Annotated in this window: 20 protein-coding genes and 1 pseudogene; 8 read left to right on the top strand and 13 right to left on the bottom strand. The window is 68.7% G+C overall.

The features are described from left to right. Positions 1–195: 195 nt before the first annotated feature. The gene (locus JOF29_RS28550) at positions 196–948 is read left to right on the top strand and encodes a lysophospholipid acyltransferase family protein (protein ID WP_209697497.1); all 753 of its coding nucleotides are present in this window, start codon (positions 196–198) and stop codon (positions 946–948) included. A gap of 117 nt (positions 949–1,065) precedes the next feature. Then, entirely contained in the window at positions 1,066–1,590 is a 525-nt protein-coding gene (locus JOF29_RS28545) for a hypothetical protein (RefSeq protein ID WP_209697496.1), read from the top strand. Between the two features lie 20 nt (positions 1,591–1,610). Here the strand turns inward: JOF29_RS28545 and JOF29_RS28540 are convergent, their stop codons facing one another. The 9 genes from JOF29_RS28540 to JOF29_RS28500 all read right to left on the bottom strand — a co-directional run bounded on the left by JOF29_RS28540 (position 1,611) and on the right by JOF29_RS28500 (position 8,106). Beyond that, positions 1,611–1,844 carry a hypothetical protein gene (locus tag JOF29_RS28540; protein ID WP_209697495.1) on the bottom strand — a complete coding sequence of 78 codons (234 nt, stop codon included), beginning with the start codon at positions 1,842–1,844 and terminating at the stop codon, positions 1,611–1,613. Between the two features lie 13 nt (positions 1,845–1,857). After that, positions 1,858–2,994 carry an inorganic phosphate transporter gene (locus JOF29_RS28535; protein WP_209697494.1) on the bottom strand — a complete coding sequence of 379 codons (1,137 nt, stop codon included), beginning with the start codon at positions 2,992–2,994 and terminating at the stop codon, positions 1,858–1,860. A gap of 89 nt (positions 2,995–3,083) precedes the next feature. Next, complete coding sequence (locus JOF29_RS28530) at positions 3,084–4,082, bottom strand: inorganic phosphate transporter (RefSeq protein WP_209697493.1); 999 nt, start codon at positions 4,080–4,082, stop codon at positions 3,084–3,086. Positions 4,083–4,084: 2 nt separating this feature from the next. Then, positions 4,085–4,717, bottom strand: coding sequence for a DUF47 domain-containing protein (locus tag JOF29_RS28525; RefSeq protein ID WP_209697492.1), 633 nt, complete (start codon positions 4,715–4,717; stop codon positions 4,085–4,087). 140 nt (positions 4,718–4,857) lie between these two features. Continuing rightward, a complete protein-coding gene (locus tag JOF29_RS28520) occupies positions 4,858–5,166 on the bottom strand; it encodes a DUF202 domain-containing protein (protein ID WP_245359548.1) in 309 nt (102 codons plus the stop codon). An 8-nt stretch (positions 5,167–5,174) separates the two neighbouring features. Next, entirely contained in the window at positions 5,175–5,510 is a 336-nt protein-coding gene (locus tag JOF29_RS28515; protein ID WP_209697490.1) for a YidH family protein, read from the bottom strand. Continuing rightward, positions 5,507–6,748: a glycoside hydrolase family 3 N-terminal domain-containing protein gene (locus JOF29_RS28510; protein ID WP_209697489.1), complete on the bottom strand. Its 1,242-nt coding sequence runs from the start codon at positions 6,746–6,748 to the stop codon at positions 5,507–5,509. Before JOF29_RS28510 ends, JOF29_RS28515 begins: the two co-directional genes overlap by 4 nt. Position 6,749: 1 nt before the next feature. Beyond that, entirely contained in the window at positions 6,750–7,163 is a 414-nt protein-coding gene (locus tag JOF29_RS28505) for a MarR family winged helix-turn-helix transcriptional regulator (protein WP_307863740.1), read from the bottom strand. After that, entirely contained in the window at positions 7,051–8,106 is a 1,056-nt protein-coding gene (locus JOF29_RS28500) for a DMT family transporter (RefSeq protein ID WP_209697488.1), read from the bottom strand. Before JOF29_RS28500 ends, JOF29_RS28505 begins: the two co-directional genes overlap by 113 nt. Before the next feature lie 53 nt (positions 8,107–8,159). On the opposite strand from JOF29_RS28500, the gene JOF29_RS28495 reads away from it, so the two are divergent. Next, positions 8,160–8,762, top strand: coding sequence for a TetR/AcrR family transcriptional regulator (locus tag JOF29_RS28495; protein WP_209697487.1), 603 nt, complete (start codon positions 8,160–8,162; stop codon positions 8,760–8,762). Positions 8,763–8,850: 88 nt separating this feature from the next. Here the strand turns inward: JOF29_RS28495 and JOF29_RS28490 are convergent, their stop codons facing one another. Further along, a complete protein-coding gene (locus JOF29_RS28490; RefSeq protein WP_209697486.1) occupies positions 8,851–9,360 on the bottom strand; it encodes an acyl-CoA thioesterase in 510 nt (169 codons plus the stop codon). Positions 9,361–9,508: 148 nt separating this feature from the next. Here JOF29_RS28490 and JOF29_RS28485 point away from each other — a divergent pair, with 148 nt between their 5' ends. Next, positions 9,509–10,465: a DUF1444 domain-containing protein gene (locus JOF29_RS28485; RefSeq protein WP_209697485.1), complete on the top strand. Its 957-nt coding sequence runs from the start codon at positions 9,509–9,511 to the stop codon at positions 10,463–10,465. 93 nt (positions 10,466–10,558) lie between these two features. Here the strand turns inward: JOF29_RS28485 and JOF29_RS28480 are convergent, their stop codons facing one another. Further along, on the bottom strand, positions 10,559–11,182 hold the full coding sequence (locus JOF29_RS28480; RefSeq protein WP_307863739.1) for a flavin reductase family protein: 624 nt from the start codon (positions 11,180–11,182) through the stop codon (positions 10,559–10,561). A gap of 87 nt (positions 11,183–11,269) precedes the next feature. On the opposite strand from JOF29_RS28480, the gene JOF29_RS28475 reads away from it, so the two are divergent. From JOF29_RS28475 to JOF29_RS43695, 3 genes are all read left to right on the top strand, one after another. After that, entirely contained in the window at positions 11,270–12,169 is a 900-nt protein-coding gene (locus tag JOF29_RS28475; protein ID WP_209697484.1) for a phosphotransferase family protein, read from the top strand. Positions 12,170–12,266: 97 nt separating this feature from the next. Next, the gene (gene mgrA, locus JOF29_RS28470) at positions 12,267–13,301 is read left to right on the top strand and encodes an L-glyceraldehyde 3-phosphate reductase (protein ID WP_209697483.1); all 1,035 of its coding nucleotides are present in this window, start codon (positions 12,267–12,269) and stop codon (positions 13,299–13,301) included. Between the two features lie 752 nt (positions 13,302–14,053). Then, positions 14,054–14,410, top strand: coding sequence for a hypothetical protein (locus JOF29_RS43695; RefSeq protein WP_245359544.1), 357 nt, complete (start codon positions 14,054–14,056; stop codon positions 14,408–14,410). Between the two features lie 422 nt (positions 14,411–14,832). Here JOF29_RS43695 and JOF29_RS28460 read toward each other — a convergent pair whose 3' ends face one another. After that, positions 14,833–15,243: a TAXI family TRAP transporter solute-binding subunit gene (locus JOF29_RS28460; protein ID WP_209700052.1), complete on the bottom strand. Its 411-nt coding sequence runs from the start codon at positions 15,241–15,243 to the stop codon at positions 14,833–14,835. 70 nt (positions 15,244–15,313) lie between these two features. Next, positions 15,314–15,763: pseudogene (locus JOF29_RS43690) on the bottom strand (TRAP transporter large permease subunit); the annotation flags it as partial. Positions 15,764–16,152: 389 nt separating this feature from the next. Between JOF29_RS43690 and JOF29_RS28450 the strand changes: the two are divergent. Next, positions 16,153–16,818, top strand: coding sequence for a response regulator transcription factor (locus tag JOF29_RS28450; RefSeq protein WP_012918592.1), 666 nt, complete (start codon positions 16,153–16,155; stop codon positions 16,816–16,818).

Raw genomic sequence — 16,818 nt, 5'->3', positions numbered from 1 at the left:
GGTGCTGCTCCCTACGCCGGAATTACCCGGACAGGTTCGGCGGTCGGCGGCGCCGGCCAGGTCAGATTCCTGGTCCAGCCGCCCTCTCAGCCCACTACGGTGCGAGCTCCCGCGGTCTGTAGTTGTCAGCGCCCACCGTATAGGTCCTGTCTGGTGATCCAGCGACGGCCTGTACGAAGCCTGTAGCGTCGGCTCATGCGAGACCTCGTCTACCCGCCCGTCATCGGCTTCGCCAAGACCGCCTTCATGGCCCTGGACCTGAAGATCCGCCGGACCGGGACCGAGCACGTCCCGCACACCGGCGGCGCGCTGATCGCGATCAACCACATCAGCTACGTCGACTTCATCCTCGGCGGGTACGGCGCAGTGCCGGCCAGGCGGCTGGTCCGCTTCATGGCCAAGGAGGTGCTCTTCCGGAACCGGTACTCCGGCCCGCTGATGCGCGGCATGCACCACATCCCGGTGGACCGGGAGGCGGGCGCCACGTCGTACCGGACGGCCGTCGACTTTCTCCGGGCCGGTGAGCTGGTCGGGGTGTTCCCGGAGGCCACGATCAGCCGGTCGTTCGAGCTGAAGGAGTTCAAGTCCGGCACGGTCCGGATGGCGGCGGAGGCCGGCGTACCGGTGCTGCCGATGATCCTGTGGGGCACCCAGCGGATGTTCACGAAGGACCACGCGCGGGACTTCACCCGGCACCGCCCGATCTCGATCAGCATCGGCGCGCCGATCAGCGTGACGCCGGACGACGAGCCGGCGGAGGCGACCGCCCGGCTGCGCTCGACGATGAGCGGGATGCTGGACGAGAGCATCCGCGGGTACCCGGAGCAGCCGCCCGGGGCCTGGTGGCTGCCGGCCGCGTACGGCGGTAGCGCGCCGACACCGGAGGAGGCCGAGCGGCTGGACCGCGAGGAGCTGGCCCAGCGGGCCGAACGACGGAGGAGCTCTTGACCCTCGGGGCGGATCGAGGGTACGAAAGCATTCGTTGACCTAACAGGCATCTGGGGGGGTTCCTGTTCGGCGGGCGGCGGCTGCGGCCCGCGTACTCGAGCAGGCGGGGGCAGGCAAGTGTTCGATTCACCGGAGGAGCTGCATCTCTTCGAGCCCGGTGCGCTGACGCCCGCGCCGCACGTGGCCGAACACATCCCGGACGCCGGTGCGTACTTCGTGGGCTGGGCGACCCGGGATCTGTCCGCCGACCACGCCCGCGAGATCGAGTCCGCGGTGAACGGCCGTCGCAACCAGAACGGCTGGTTCCCGCTGGAGACGCTGGACAGCATCGGCAGCAAGGGCTTCTGGCGGGGCCCGCTGACCTATCTGGCGCGGATGACGGCCGACGACCCGCAGATCGTGCAGGAGTGGGCCACCGGCGGGCTCCAGGGCGAACAGAGCAGCCGTATCGAGGCGACCGTCGACCACCTGCTCCACCAGCAGGGACACGCGGCCGCGGCCACCTGGGCGGTCGCTGTACGCCCGCGCACGTTCTTGGACGCAGAGCTGCTCGGCAGCCGCCTGCTGGCCGCATGGGAGTACAACCTTGGCTCCATCCGCGCTAGGGACGTGACCAAGGCTGTACGTCGCTGGAACCGGTAAGAGCTAGGCCATGCCCTCGGTCAGTGGAACTGCGGGATGATCAGGTACAGCCCGTAGAGCACAGCGGCCAGGCAGGCCGCGAAACACAGCGCAGCGACGCCCGTGTCCACGAAGGACGGCTGCCGTTTCTCGTCGATCGCTACCGCACGCCGCGACATCGCGGTGATTCCGAACGCGAAGAGCACCGCCAGGCCGACGCCGAAGGTCAGGCTGACCAGTGCGACCTCACTGAGGGCACCCCAGTTGATGTGCATCGCCGTACTCCTCTCAGGCCGCTGCGGGCGTGGTCGCGGCGGAGGTCGAGCTCGGGTACTCGTTGACGTTCTCCGGCGTCACCGGGCGGCGCCGGGAGGCCACGTAGATGGCGCCACCGGCAGCGATCGCGAGGACCGCGATGATCACCACACCGGCGTTGCCGGAGTCCGCCACCTCACCGGACAGCGCACCGACGATCGCGGCGGCCGGCAGCGTCAGCAGCCACGCCACGGCCATCCGGCCGGCGACCGTCCAGCGCACCTCGGCCAGCTTCTTGCCCAGACCGGCGCCGAGGATGCTGCCGGAGCAGACCTGCGTGGTCGACAGCGGGAAGCCCAGGTGCGAGGAGATCAGCAGCACCGAGGTGGAGCTGGTCTCGGCGGCGAAACCCTGCGGGGACTCGATCTCGGTCAGGCCCTTGCCCATCGTCCGGATGATCCGCCAGCCGCCGAGGTAAGTGCCGAGCGCGATCGCCGTACCGGCCGCCAGGATCACCCAGATCGGCGGCTTGGCGCCGGAGTGCAGGCTGCCGGAGATGATCAGCACCAGCGTGATGACGCCCATCGTCTTCTGCGCGTCACCGGTACCGTGCGCGAGCGAGACCAGCGACGCGGACGCGATCTGGCCGGCGCGGAACCCGTCCTCGACCGACTTCTTCCGGGCGCGAGCGGTGATCTTGTACGCCAGGAAGGTCCCGAGCAGCGCCACCACACCGGCCACGATCGGGGCCGCCACGGCCGGGATGATGATCTTCTGTACGACGGTGCCGAAATGTACGGCGCTGCTCCCGGAGGCGATCCAGGTGGCGCCGATCAGGCCGCCGAAGAGCGCGTGCGACGAGGAGCTCGGCAGGCCGACGTACCAGGTCAGCAGGTTCCACAGGATGGCGCCGACCAGGCCGCCGAAGATCACCGGCACGGTCACCTTGGCGTCGTCGACGATGCCGCTCGAGATCGTCTTGGCCACCTCGGTGGAGATGAACGCGCCGACCAGGTTCAGCACCGCGGAGACCGCGACCGCGATCTTGGGCTTCAGTGCGCCGGTGGCGATCGAGGTCGCCATCGCATTTGCTGTGTCGTGGAACCCGTTGGTGAAGTCGAACACCAACGCGGTGACGATCACCACGACGACCAGGAACGACAGGTCCATTCGCGATCACTTCCCCTAGGCGGACGATCAGCAACCTGGATCGACCGTAGGCTCGATGAGTGAATTCTGAATGAACCGGTCCGGGGAACCTACTCCAAGATCAGATGGACCAGGCCGTAGACGAGGGCGGCGACGACGCCGGCCGCCGGGATGGTCAGGACCCAGGCGGTGACGATGCCCTTGGCCACACCCCAGCGGACCGCGGACAGGCGCTTGGTGGCGCCCGCGCCCATCACCGCGGAGGTGATCGTGTGGGTGGTCGAGACCGGGGCGTGCAGGCCGATCGCCATCACGTACAGCACCACGGCGGAGACCGCCTCGGAGGCGAACCCGCGGGCCGGGTCGAGGTGGATGATCCGGCGGCCGAGCGTCCGCATGATCCGCCAGCCACCGGAGTACGTCCCGAGCGAGATCGCCGTCGCGGCGGAGATCTTCACCCAGAGCGGAATACCGTCGCTCTGCTGGGCATGGCCGGTGGTGACCAGCGCCAGGAAGATGACGCCCATCGTCTTCTGGGCGTCCTGCAGACCGTGGCCGAGCGCCATCGCGGCGGCCGACAGCGACTGCGCCATCCGGAAGCCGCGCGTGGTCCTGCCCGGATTGCTGCGCCGGAACAGCCAGAGGATCGCGACCATCAGCAGGAACGCACCGGTGAACCCGACCGCGGGCGACAGCACCATCGGAATCACGACCTTGTCGACGATTCCGGACCACAGGACCGTGCTGGTAGAGGCCAGACCGGCGCCCACGAGCCCGCCGATCAGCGCGTGCGTCGACGAGCTGGGCAGGCCGAAGTACCAGGTGATCAGGTTCCAGGTAATGGCACCGATGAGGGCCGCGATCACGATCACCAGACCGTGCTTGCCGCTCGGCGTGGCGATGATGCCCTTGCCGATGGTCTCGGCGACCTCGGTACCGGCCAGTGCGCCGAGGAAGTTGCAGGCCGCCGCCATCGCCAGCGCCACTCGGGGCGTCAGCGCCCGGGTGGAGACCGAGGTCGCGATCGCGTTGGCGGCGTCGTGGAAGCCGTTGGTGTAGTCGAACGCGAGCGCGATGACGACGACGGCGATGACGAGCGTGAACTCCACGCTCAGCTCTCCTTGACGGCGATCTGCTCGACCGTGTTGGCGACGTGCTCGAAGGCGTCGAGCGCCTCCTCCAGCAGGTCGACGACGGTCTTCACCTTCATCACCGTCAGCGCGTCGAACTCGCCGCTGAACAGCTTCGCGATGATCCGGCGGTGCACCGCGTCACCGGTGTTCTCCAGCCGGTTGATCTCGATCCAGTACTCCGCCAGGTCCTTCATGGTGCGCAACTTGGGCATGTTCTCCGCCGTCAGCTGGGCGGCCCGCTGCAGCACCTCGATCTGCTCAGCGACTTCCTCCGGCAGCTTCTCCAGGTTGAACAGGTGGACGGCGTCGACGGCCTCCTCCATGAAGTCCATGACGTCGTCGAGGTCCGAGGCCAGCCGGTAGATGTCCTCGCGGTCGAACGGCGTGACGAAGGTCGAGTTGACCCGCCGGATGATCGAGTGCGTGGTCTCGTCGGCGGCGTGTTCCGCGTCCTTCATCTGGGCGGCGATCTGGTGGCTGGCGGACAGCCCGGTACCCGCCGTACTGCCGAGCAGCTCCGCCAGGATCCGGGATCCTTCCACGAGGTGGTTGGCGGACTCGGTGAAAAGGTCGTAGAACGTCGGGTCGTTCGGACGCAGACGTAACGGCACTTCAAGCTCCGGGTGAACGAGGGACAAACCGTGAACATGCTAGGGGGAACCGACCGGTGACGTGGCATCCGCCCGGCTCAACGTATCGCGTCGTCATGAACTGGCCTTTCACGGCGCACACGATGGGTAACCGATCGGTTTCATCTCGTGATCACGGCGTACAGGTCGAAGAGCCCGACGACGAGCACCAGACCGGCCGCGACCCGCAGCACGTGGTCGTGCCCGAGAGCGTGCACAGCGCCGCCCTTGGACCGCCGGTAGACGGCGCCGACCGCGGTCCAGCAGCCCAGCGACAGCACGAGAACGACGATTCCGAGACCGGTCCGGACCTGTGACGACCCATGGCCGGAGACGAGCAACAGCGTGCCGTTGGCAATCAGCCCGAGGGCCGTACGGCGCCACGCGAGCAGCGTCCGCTCCGGCTGCCTTCCTGGATCCGGTGTGCTCATTGCCACACTTATCGCCAGAGGGAGAACAGCAGCCCGATCAGGCCGACCGTCGCGATCGTTGCCCCCAGCATCAGCGGCAGCCGGCTGGCCGGCAGCGCACCGCCACGACGGATCGCGGTCAGGTTCAGCTGCCAGCGCCGGAACGCCCCGGCGGTGGTGACGATTCCGGTGAGGACCAGCACGATCCCGATGATCCGGGCCGGCCAGCGGTCCGGCCCGAGGTCGAGGAACTGCACCGCGGAGAGACCGCCGGCGTAGCAGGCGAGCGACGTACGCAGGTACGCCAGATAAGTGCGCTCGTTCGCGAGGGTGAACCGGTAGTCGGGCTCTTGTTCCTCGCTCATCCGCAACTCACGAGGCCGTAGTCCTGTTTGAGTGTCAGCACACGCCGCACGCTACTCGTCAGCTTCGCGGCGAAGAGCTCGTCCTGCTCGGCCTTGGCGACCAGGGCGTTCACCATGGTCGCGGTCAGCCCGGACTCGGCGTTGATCACGATGTCGCCGCCGGCCGCCACGAAGCGGGTCGCCCGGTCGCCCGCCGGTACCGCCTTCACCTCCGCGGCGGAGCCGACGTCGTCGGTGATCACCACGCCCTGCCAGCCGAGGTCGCCGCGCACCATGCCCTGGATGACGGTCGGCGAGAACACGGCCCGGTTCTCCGGGTCGATCTTGCTGTACGTCACGGTCGAGATCATCACCATCGACGTACCGGCCTTGATCCCGTCCGCGAACGGCTGCAGGTCGGCGCCGCCGCGGACCGTGACGTTGTCGACGACGCCGACCGCGAAGTCGGTGTTGCCGCGGACCCGGCCGAGGCCCGGGAAGTGCTTGACCGAGGTCGCGATCCCGGCGTTGCGCATGCCCTGGACGAACGCCGTGACGCCCTGACCCGCCTGCTGCGGCGTGTCGCCGTACTCACGGTCGAGCTGGCCGACCGGCGCGTTCTGGGACTTGGCCGACGCGGGTACGACGTCGGCGACCGGTGCGAGGTCGACGTTCACGCCGGCCTGTTTCAGCTGGCTGCCCCACTCCTCAGCCTGTGCGGTGAGCTTCGAGGCCGACCAGGTGCCCTGGACCGTCGCGGCGGGGATGCGGTCGAATCCAGGGCCTCTGAGCCGCTGGATCTTGCCGCCCTCCTGGTCCGCCGCGATGAACGGGCGGACACCTTCGACGGTGGCCGCCGAGTTCACTGCCGCTGTCGCCGTACGGGTGCTGGACAGGCTTCCCCCGTTGCCGACCAGGAACACGCCGCCGGACTTCTGCTGCCGTACGACGGCACGCTGGGCGGGGGTCATACCGGTGCCGTTGATGCCGGTCATGATGAGCTGGCCGGCTTGCTCGCGGAGGGTGAGCGCCTGCACCTTCTGGTCGACACAGCTCGGCGCCTCGGTCGGGCTCGCTGATTCCGCCGGCGTCGCCGAGGTGGGGGTACTGGCTGGGCTGCTCGGTTCTTCAATTGTGGGGACTGTTGCCGGGACGGTCGACGACGGGACAGTGCTCGGTCCTGCTGTCGGTTGGGCCCCCTTGCCGCAGCCGGTGACGACGAGTGCGATCAGCGCGATCAGCGCGACCGGGCGTCTCATCTCAGTTTCGCTCCCACGCCGCGCGGTCCACGGTGTCGCCCGAGTGCCGGGCAAGCGTCGCGCAGACGTCGTACAACTGCTCGACCTGCTGAGGGGTGAGCGCGTCGAAAATCGACGTACGGACCTCCTCGACATGCCCGGGGGCCGTGTCGACCAGCTTCTGGCGGCCGAGCTCGGTCAGGATCGCGACCTGGCCGCGGCGGTCGGACTCGATCCCCTCGCGCCGCACCCAGCCGTTCTGCTCGAGCCGGCTGACCGCGTGCGAGAGCCGGCTGCGGGACCCGAGCGTGGCGACCGCGAGTTCACTCATCCGGAGCCGGTTGCCCGGCGCCTCGGACAGCCGGACGAGGATCTCGTAGTACGTGTGCGGAATGCCTGCGTCGCGCTGCAACTGCTGCTCGATCCGGCTGCTCACTACGCGCTGCGCTGCGATGTACGCACGCCACGCCTGCGCTTCCGTCTGGTTCAGCCACCGGGGTTCCGCCATCCCCGCAGCGTACTTGTTCACCGCTCCGGATCCGCAGTACGGCGACCGCACAAATCAGCATTCCGACGACGGCGAGTACACCGATCGTCTCGTGAAAGATCAGGAACGCGAACAGCATCGTGGTCGGCGGAACCAGATAGAGCAGTGAGCTGATCCTTGTAGCGCCGGAGAGCTTGAGGTTCACGAGGTACAGACCCCATCCGCCACCGGTCGCAAGCAGCACCAGCCAGAGGACCGCGCCGTAGAAGCCGGGCTCGCTCGGCACGGTCAGTCGATGGGTCGACGCGGCCAGTGCAGTGAAGAGGACAGCCGACGTGAGGCTTTGGATGGCGAGGGCGTCGAGTGAGCTCGTGCTTGGTCGCCTCCGACGGTCGAGGCAGGTGCCGGCGACCAGACCGAGAAGGCCGCCGATCGGTACCAGGAACAGCAGCGGCGAACCGTGGCCCGCGCTGAGGTCGTCGGCGACGACCAAGCCGACGCCCACAAGACCTACGACCAGGCCGAGCCATTGGCGACGGCTGACCCGTTCGCCGAGCAGCAGGCCGGCGACGGTCGCGATCAGGATCGGCTGCAGCGAACCGATCAGCGCGGTGACGCCGGCGGTGATGCCGTGGTCGATCCCGGTGAAGATCAGGCCGAGGTAGACGAACTGGGTCAGGAACGCCATCCACACCTGGGTCGCCAGGTCGCGCCGGGAGATCCGCGGCCGCCGGACGGCCAGGATCACGACGGCGATCGCCCCTGCGACCAGGAACCGCCAGGCGAGCAGGTCGAACGCGTTCGTGTACTGCGTTCCCCACCGCGCGCCGATGAAGCCGCAGCTCCAGAACACGACGAAACCGGCGCCGGCGGCCAAGCTCAGTACTTTCATGCCGAGACGGTAACCATACCGGTAGGTATACTGTCAGTGTGCTGGATCAGCAGATGAGACTGCTTGCCGACCGCCGGGTGCCCGCGACACCGCGACTGACCCCTGCGGGCGAGCGGATCCTGGCGGCCGCCTCGACCCTTTTCTACGAGCACGGGATCCGGGCCGTCGGCGTCGACGCGATCGCCGCGGCCGCGGACGTGACCAAGAAGACGCTCTACGACCGGTTCGGCTCGAAGGATCGGCTGATCGCGGCGTACTTGGAGGAACGGGACCGGACCTGGCACCGGTTCCTCGACGACCAGCTGGCCGAGCGGAATCCGACGACGCCCGAGGCGATGATCCTGGCGCTGTTCGCGGCGTTGACGGACTGGCTGGACGGGTCCCGGAACGGGTGCGGGTTCATCAACGCGAGCGTCGAGCTGGCCGCGCCGGACCACCCGGCGATGCCGGTGATCGTCGGCCAGAAGCAATGGCTCCGTGCTGAGTTCGAGGCGCAGGCCCGGGCGGCCGGTTTCGCGGATCCTGGCGAGCTGGCCGACCGGCTGCTGCTGCTCCACGAAGGAGCGCTCGTCAGCTATCGGGTCGCGGCGATGACCTCGGCGCCGGAGGTCGCGGCCCGGGCAGCCGCCGATCTGCTCGCCGGCTGGCCGCGCTAGCTACTGCTCCTCCGGCTCGGTCACGGCCGGCCCGATCGGCCCGGGGAACCTACCGTCGTGCCGACGACCTCCGCGTCGGCCCGGTCCTTCAGCGGTCACTTTCGCGCGAGGCGATGATCGCGGCCCGCCTCGCGAGCCGGTGATTGCGGCGGATCTCCGCCTCCCGGAGCCGCCGCCTGTCCTCGTCCGTGACCGGCTGTACCTGCGGCACCTCGCGCGGCTGTCCGTCCTCGTCGACCGCGACGAACACCAGGTACGCCGACGCGACGTGCACCTGCGGGCCGACCGCGTCCCAGCGATCGGCGGTGATCCGGACGCCGACCTCCATCGAACTGCGGCCGGTCCAGTTCACCTGCGCGCTGAAGTGCACGACGTCGCCGACCCGGACCGGGACCAGGAACACCATCTCGTCCATCGACGCCGTGACCGCCGCCCCGCCGGAGTGCCGCGCGGCGACCACGCCCGCGGCCGAGTCGACCAGCGTCATGATCACGCCGCCGTGCACGGTGCCGAGCAGGTTGGTCTCGTTCTGCGCGGTGATGTGCGACAGCGACAGCCGCGTCTCCGAGGTCGGCCGCGACAACGGGCTGCTGGACATGCACACGCTCCTTCGAACTTCCTGCCGGGATGGCCGCAGCGTATCCGGACGGTTGTCCACAGGTTCGGATCGGCGGTTCCGGGCGGGCCCGATCCTCGTACCTTCTCTGCCGACTTCCCCCGCAGCTCCGCCGATCTGGAGGCCAGCGATGCCCGTCGACACCACAGAACATGCCCACGGCAACAACTACTGCCTCGACCACCCGGGCCTCCCCGACCCGGCGCTGCCGCCGCTGACCCGGCGGCAGGCCGATCGGATGGTGCAGCTCGCGCTGACTGCGGCCGCCGGCCTCGGCCTGTCACTCACCTATCGCGGCGACGCGGCGCTGGTGCCGGCGGACAGGTCTGTCGACGAACCGGTACTCGGGCTCAACAATCTCGCCCGCGCCGTCGGCCACCACGAGGAGGACCGCTGGCCGGAGATCGTCGCGGAACATCTCGATGCCATCGTCAAGCAGTTCCGCGCGGGTGCACCGCTGCCGCCGGACGACCCCGAGCACGAGCTGATCCAGCGGATCGTGGCCCGCGACTCGTTGCCGGCCAAGTGGACCGCGGACCGGCCCGACTTCCTGCCCGGACTGATCGCCGTGCCGTCCACGGACGACGGCGGCATCATCACGATGTTCCTGGAGCCGGCCGACCTGGGAGTCAGCCGGCCGGACGCCGACCGGTTCGGCCTCGCCAACCTTCGTCGGCTCCAGGACGAGGTCACGTACGTCGACGACCAGGACATCCGGATCGCCTTCGTCAGCGGGCAGGGGTATGCCGCCTCCCGCGCGCTCGTCCTCGACACCGTGCTCCGCGAGAGCCTGCAGGTGCAGGCCGCGCCGTACGGCGTGCTCGCCGCTCTGCCTGCCCGCGACACCCTGATCCTGCACGTCATCGAGGACCTCGGCGTGATCCCGGCGCTGGGTCTGATGCTGAATCTCGCCGCCCGCTGCTACGCCCGAGATCCAAGCCCGCTGTCACCGGAGGTCTACCTGGTAACACCCGACCTGGCCTGGCACCCCGCCACGACCGCACCATCCGACGAGCCACCACTACGCCTGTCCACCGAGCTCGAGGCACTCGCAGCCCGCCTCGCCACCCGCGAAGAGACCCACTAACACCCACGGTCCCCACCAGCAGCCCTTCCCTACCAGCAGCCGTCCCAACCAGCTGCGCTTCCCACCAGCGGCTGTTCTGACCAGCAGCTGTTCTCAACTACGAGGAGGTGTGAAATGACCAGGCCAGTCGGCGTAGCGGATCCGGGAGATCTCACGGACCTCGCCGAGCGTGCTCCACTCGTCCTTGCCGAGCCGGGCGAGCGGGCGGAGCCGACGGACGTCCGGATGGTTGCCGTCCAGCACGGCGGCGTCGATCGCGAGGTGCCGGACCTGACCGATGACCAGCGTGCAGTCGCCGATCGGCAGCGTGGTGTGCAGCGTGCACTCGAGCGCGACCGGCGACTCCGCGACCCGCGGTACGGCGACCGTCCGGGACGGCTCGGCGGTGACGCCGATCGCCTCGAACTCCGACACCTCCGGCGGGAAGTTCGTCCCGGAGGCGTTCACCTGCTCGTAGAGCGGTTCGGCGGCGAAGTTGACCACGAACTCGCCGGTCGCCTCGACGTTGTTCAGGCTGTCCTTGCGGCCGACCGAGGTGAACTGCACCATCGGCGGCTGCACGGAGGCGACCGTGAAGAACGAGTGCGGCGCCAGGTTCAGCACTCCGTCGGCCGAGCGGCTCGACACCCACGCGATCGGCCGCGGGACGACCACGGAGTTCAGCAGTGCATAGAACTCCCGGCGCCCGGCGCTCTCCGGATCCACATCGACACGCACGCCCGCAGTACATCAAACTCGGTGGATGCCGCCGTACCCACCTCTCGGGACCGGGACGGCGGTCCGCGCGGACGACGGAGATGTGGATTGAGCCAGCAGGACGACTTCCTCGACCAGGTAGCTGCGGTCGCACGGCGGCACAGGGTCGACCCCGGAGAGGTGCGGGAGGTCGCCGGTGGTGTGGCCAACCGGGGCTTCGTGCTCGGCGAGGGGCTGTTCCTGCGGGTCAGCCGGCCCGGGTACGAGGACGACCTCCACAAGGAGACCCACGTCGTCCCGGCCGCGCGGTCCGTCGGCGTACTGACCCCGGCCATCATCGAGTACGACGCCGCCCGCCGGCTGATCGATGCGCCGTACGTCGTGATGCAGCGCGTCCACGGCACCGAGCCCACCGACGTCCCAGCCGGTCTCGCCGAACAGCTCGCGTTACTCCACCACCTCGAGCAGCCCGGTCCTGCCACGCTGCCGAGCGACCTGTCGGATGTGCCGGAGGACGGCTGGGGCGATCCGTGGCGGACGATCGACGACCTCGCCGACCGGGGCTACATCGATCCCGGAACAGGTACCTGGCTGACCGGCTGGTTCACCCGCCTGGCCGAGCGCGTCGACGCGGGCGGCCCGAAGGTGCTGATCCACGGAGACGTTGCCGCCCACAACCTTCTGGCCGGCGCCGGCAATGATCTCCGCGCCCTCATCGACTGGGGCGACGCCGCCTGGGCCCCGGCCGCCATGGACTTCGCCAAGCTCCCCCTGCCCGAGGTCGCCGCTCTCCTCCCCGCCTATCTGCATCACGCACACTCCCGGGACTCCGAGCACGACCTGGCCGCCGCGGTCCTCTGGTTCCACCTCTCCTGGGCCCTCGCCAAACTGCCCGCCGCACCCTGGCCCAACCAACGCCACTGGACCGCCCCCACGACGAGCCGCCTCCTCGGCCTCCTGCACTTCTTCACCACCACCCCGCCCGCCCCGTGGGCCGATCTCGTCTGAGAATCAAGAAGGTGGGGTTCTTGGTGTCAGTGATGGGGTTTCTGCTGAAAAACAAGGGGGTTTGAACTCGTTGATCCATGGGGCAGACTGGGGCTTCGTGACTGACTATGTGGCGGCTGCGGGCCGGTACGACGACCAGATGAGCTACCGGCGGACGGGCCGGAGCGGGCTGCGGCTTCCGGCGATTTCGCTGGGGTTGTGGCACAACTTCGGTGACGACAAGCCGTTCGCGACGCAGCGGGACATCCTGCGGCGGGCGTTCGACCTCGGCGTCACACACTTCGACCTGGCGAACAACTACGGTCCGCCGTACGGCTCGGCCGAGACGAACTTCGGGACGCACTTCGCGCGGGACTTCAAGCAGTACCGGGACGAGCTGATCATCTCGACCAAGGCCGGGTACGACATGTGGCCGGGGCCGTACGGTCAGGGCGGCGGGTCGCGGAAGTACCTGCTCGCGTCGCTGGACCAGTCGCTGAGCCGGATGGGTCTCGACTACGTCGACATCTTCTACTCGCACCGGTTCGACCCGGACACACCGCTCGAGGAGACGATGGGCGCGCTGGACGCGGCGGTCCGGTCCGGCAAGGCGCTGTACGCCGGGATCTCGTCGTACTCCGCCGACCGGACCCGGGAGGCCGCGCGGATCCTGGAGGAGCTCGGTACGCCGTTGCTCATCCACCAGCCGTCGTACTCGATGCTGAACCGGTGGATCGAGGAGGACCTACTGGACGCGGTGGGTGAGCTCGGTGTCGGCGTGATCGCGTTCTCGCCGCTGGCCCAGGGCGTGCTGACGAACCGGTACCTGGACGGCATCCCGACCGACTCGCGGGCGGCGCAGGGCAAGTCGCTGAACCCGGATTCGCTGACCGAGGACACGCTGAAGCACGTCCGCGCGCTGGCCGAGATCGCGAAGGAGCGCGGCCAGTCCGTCGCCCAGCTCGCACTCGCCTGGACGCTGCGCGACGACCGCGTCACCAGCGCGCTCATCGGCGCATCCAGCGTGGCACAACTCGAGGACAACCTGGCCACGGTCCGCAACCTCGGCTTCTCCGCCGAGGAACTGGAGGCCATCGACGCCGACGCCGTAGAAGCCGGCATCAACCTCTGGAAGAAGAGCTCCGACGCCTGATCTCTCCCCCTCCCCCCGAACGCCCGCCGCCCCCGCGCCGGGCGTTCGTCGTCTCCCCCTACCGAACAGCCGAGAGCTACCGAGCGCGAGACCAGGGGCGAGCCTCGGACCGAGCGCCCATGGCGAGCCTCGGAGCGGATATCGGGTGCGGACGCCGAGGGCAGGCGTCCGATTGCAGGCATCCGGAGGCTGGCGTCGGATCGGATGTCCAGGGCACACGTCCAGGGCGCACGTCCAGGGCGCACGTCCAGGGCGCACGTCCAGGGCGCACGTCCAGGGCGCACGTCCAGGGCGCACGTCCAGGGCGCACGTCCAGGGCGTTCGGGTGGGTGGGGTGGGGGTTACGGAGGGGTTAGGGGTGGTTGCGGTTTGGGGCGGATGGGCACACGCTGGGGAGTGACATCTGGAGGTGGTTGTCGTGACCGCTTCGACGCTCGAAATGGCCCTGACCTACGAACACGCGCGGATTCGGGAGCTGGCCGAGCCGGCTCATCATCCGGATGCGGCGCATCCTGAGCACCGGCATCAGACGGACTGGTTCTACGCGATCGCGGCGCAGCATCTGGCGGCGGCCGAGGACGTGCTGATACCGCACATCCGGAGGCTCCCGGACGGGGGCCGGGCTGGTCAGCAGGTACGTCGGGAACGCGAAGGAACTGGAGCGCTCGCTGCGGTACCTGAAGGGACGGCAGTACGGCGACAGCCGGTTCCTGCATCTCCAGCACCACGACCTGTGGCAGCAGATCGACCGGTTGCTCGACGAGCACGAGGCGATGGAGGCGACGTACAGCCGGCAGATCACCGAGGAGCTCGCCGACCCGGACGTGAACGCGCTGACCGAGAACCTGCTGGAGGCCGAGGAGGTCGCGCCGACCAGGGCGCACCCCGCCTCCCCGCACACCGGGATGGCCGGCCGGATCGCGCACCGGATGTGGCGGATGGCCGACAATGCCTGGGACAGCGCGGAGGGCCGTGTCGTTCCGATCAAGTACCACGCCCACCCGAAGCGCGACTCCGCCCTCTCGCACTACCTGTACGGCACCCCAATGCCCCACGAGGAGCAGCCGCAGCAGCCCCCAGCCACCGCCACCGAAACCGAGCCGCAGTAGTAGACCCACCCCTACCCCCACGGATGCCTCCACCGGAACCCGAGCCGCAGCAGAAGACCCGCGCCCCACGGATGCCTCGCCGGAACCGAACCGCGGCAGATGACCCGAGCCGCAGTAGAAGATCCGGCCCTCGCGGGTGGCTCCGGTGGAACCGAGGCGCTGTGGAAGGTCCTGCACCCCGTGGATGCCTCCGGCGGGACCGGGTCGCGGTATACGACGGCCCCGTGGATGCCTCTGGCGGGGATGAGGTGCGGTGGGAGGCTCGGATTCGGGGGATGGCTTCGGCGGGTGGGCCGGCTCTCACTGCGCCTGGTCGTGGGAGCCGGCCCGGGGCCCGGCGTCGCTGCGCCTTGATGTGCGGTGCCGGGGCCCTGCGTCCTCCCCCGCTGCGCCTGGTGTGCGGGGGAGGACGGTTCGTGGGGTCATCGCAGGCCGTCGATCGCCTTCTTCGCGCCGGGGTGCAACGGCACCGGGTCGGTCTTGTCGGCGTTGTCCAGCGTGATGCCCTTCGCGGCCGCGTTCACCGTGACCAGCGCATCCATGTTGTCGTAGAGCGTCTTCGTCAGCTGCTCGGCGAGCTGGTCCTTCATGTCCTTGCGGACCAGCAGGACGTTCGGTACGACGATCGTGGCGACGTCGGCCGGCTGCTTGTAGGTCGCCGCCGGGATCGGTGCCGCCGAGTACACCTCGCCGTACTTCTCCTGCATTTTGGGCAGCAGATCCGTGATAGGCAAGAGTTTCACGCCGTTTCCCATGCTGGTGACCAGGTCGGTGATGCCGCCGGTCGGCAGCCCGCCGGACCAGACCAGTGCGTCGATCGACCCGGACTTCATCGCGTCCACTACCGGATCCCGACACGGTGCCGAGCAGGAATCCTGCCAGCGTGACGGTCCGGCCCGGCGCCGTACGACTGCGCTTGAACGCCGCGAACGACAGGTTGATGAAGAACTTGCCCGCGCCCGAGTAGTCGAGCACCGCGCCGTAGATGGTGAAGAGCACGATGTACGACGCGGCCACGCTCAACGGGGTCCCGTAGAAGCCCGCCGTACCCATCGTGAGCTGGGCGATGATCGCGTCGAAGTTGAAGCCTTGGTGCGCGAGCGCCCACGTGTACGGCAAGTACCCGCCGTAGTAGGCGTACGCAATGAAGACCAGGCTGAACACCGGCAAGACCCAGCCCGTCGTACGACGACAGGCCTCGAGTAGAAGCACCAGCAAGAGGGCACCTGCCACCACGTCCAACGTAGTGGGAGCCTGACGACGCTCCAGGTACCCGTCGAAGCCCAGGAGCGGTAGACACAACAGCCAACGCAACCAGCGCCAGGGCCCAGTCCAAGATCCCAGGGTCGTCATGCGTGCCCCTACGACCCGGAATGCCCCGGTAACACAGCAAGGTCATCGGCAGGACCGCTGCGAGAAAGATCACCAGGTAGAACTGCGTGCCTTGTGGTAACGGGAAGAAGACCTGTGCAAGCACGCCGACGCTGACGATCGCACACCAGACGGAAAGCACCAGGTCCAACGCGGGGCGTAGCCGCCGTGCTGGGCGCTCCTGCTCGTACTCGGCCAGCTCCTCGTCGGACGGCGCGGCGGCCCTTTCCCCGTCATCAATACCGACAGTCATCGACCGACTCCCTCTTGTGCCCGGAAGGCTAATGTTGCCGACCACTGCATGGAGTCACGTGATTACGTCTTTACCAAGATCTGACACATGAGGCCGTGACCTGGCCTACGATCACCGCATGAGTGGCGCGGTCCGGATTCTGCTGGTCGAGGACGATCTCGATATCGCCAATGCCCTGATACCCGCCTTGCGGCGTTACGGCCTGATGGTGACGCACGTGCGGACGGCGGCGGACGCCCTGGCGGCGGACCCCGGCGACCTGGTCCTGCTGGACCTCGGGTTGCCGGACGGGGACGGCATCAACGTGTGCCGGCAGATCCGTACCGTGTCCGATGTCCCCGTGATCGCGGTGACCGCGCGTGGTGAGGCCGCCGACCGGGTCCGCGGGTTGCGCAGCGGCGCCGACGACTACGTGGTGAAACCGTTTGCCATTTCCGAGCTACTGGCCCGCATCGATGCTGTACTTCGCCGTACCGGTCTCTTGCAGCCCCGCCCCCGGGTGACTGTCGGCGACCTGACCGTGGACATCGAGGCCCGCACGGTCCAGGTGGCGGACAAACCCATCAGTCTGACCCGCAAGGAGTTCGACGTGCTCGCAGTACTGGCCGCGCACCACGGCCGGGTGGTCCCCCGGGAACAGGTCGCGCTGTACGCGTGGCAGTCGGTGTTCGAGGCGTCCTCACGGACGATGGACGTGCACGTCGCCAGCCTGCGAGCCAAGCTCGGCCGGCCCGAACTGGTGCAGACCATCCGCGGCGTCGGCTACCGCCTGGGTTCGGACTGA

It is taken from the genome of Kribbella aluminosa, assembly GCF_017876295.1.
Taxonomy (GTDB): domain Bacteria; phylum Actinomycetota; class Actinomycetes; order Propionibacteriales; family Kribbellaceae; genus Kribbella; species Kribbella aluminosa.
This window is presented reverse-complemented; position numbering and strand designations above follow the sequence as displayed.

Bases quoted from the DNA above. Each gene is read 5' to 3' on its own strand.
- JOF29_RS28550 (WP_209697497.1), top strand. From the start codon at position 196: ATGCGAGACCTCGTCTACCCGCCCGTCATCGGCTTCGCCAAGACCGCC.
- JOF29_RS28540 (WP_209697495.1), bottom strand. From the start codon at position 1,844: ATGCACATCAACTGGGGTGCCCTCAGTGAGGTCGCACTGGTCAGCCTG.
- JOF29_RS28535 (WP_209697494.1), bottom strand. From the start codon at position 2,994: ATGGACCTGTCGTTCCTGGTCGTCGTGGTGATCGTCACCGCGTTGGTG.
- JOF29_RS28520 (WP_245359548.1), bottom strand. From the start codon at position 5,166: ATGAGCACACCGGATCCAGGAAGGCAGCCGGAGCGGACGCTGCTCGCG.
- JOF29_RS28515 (WP_209697490.1), bottom strand. From the start codon at position 5,510: ATGAGCGAGGAACAAGAGCCCGACTACCGGTTCACCCTCGCGAACGAG.
- JOF29_RS28510 (WP_209697489.1), bottom strand. From the start codon at position 6,748: ATGAGACGCCCGGTCGCGCTGATCGCGCTGATCGCACTCGTCGTCACC.
- JOF29_RS28500 (WP_209697488.1), bottom strand. From the start codon at position 8,106: ATGAAAGTACTGAGCTTGGCCGCCGGCGCCGGTTTCGTCGTGTTCTGG.
- JOF29_RS28495 (WP_209697487.1), top strand. From the start codon at position 8,160: ATGAGACTGCTTGCCGACCGCCGGGTGCCCGCGACACCGCGACTGACC.
- JOF29_RS28490 (WP_209697486.1), bottom strand. From the start codon at position 9,360: ATGTCCAGCAGCCCGTTGTCGCGGCCGACCTCGGAGACGCGGCTGTCG.
- JOF29_RS28485 (WP_209697485.1), top strand. From the start codon at position 9,509: ATGCCCGTCGACACCACAGAACATGCCCACGGCAACAACTACTGCCTC.
- JOF29_RS28460 (WP_209700052.1), bottom strand. From the start codon at position 15,243: ATGAAGTCCGGGTCGATCGACGCACTGGTCTGGTCCGGCGGGCTGCCG.
- JOF29_RS28450 (WP_012918592.1), top strand. From the start codon at position 16,153: ATGAGTGGCGCGGTCCGGATTCTGCTGGTCGAGGACGATCTCGATATC.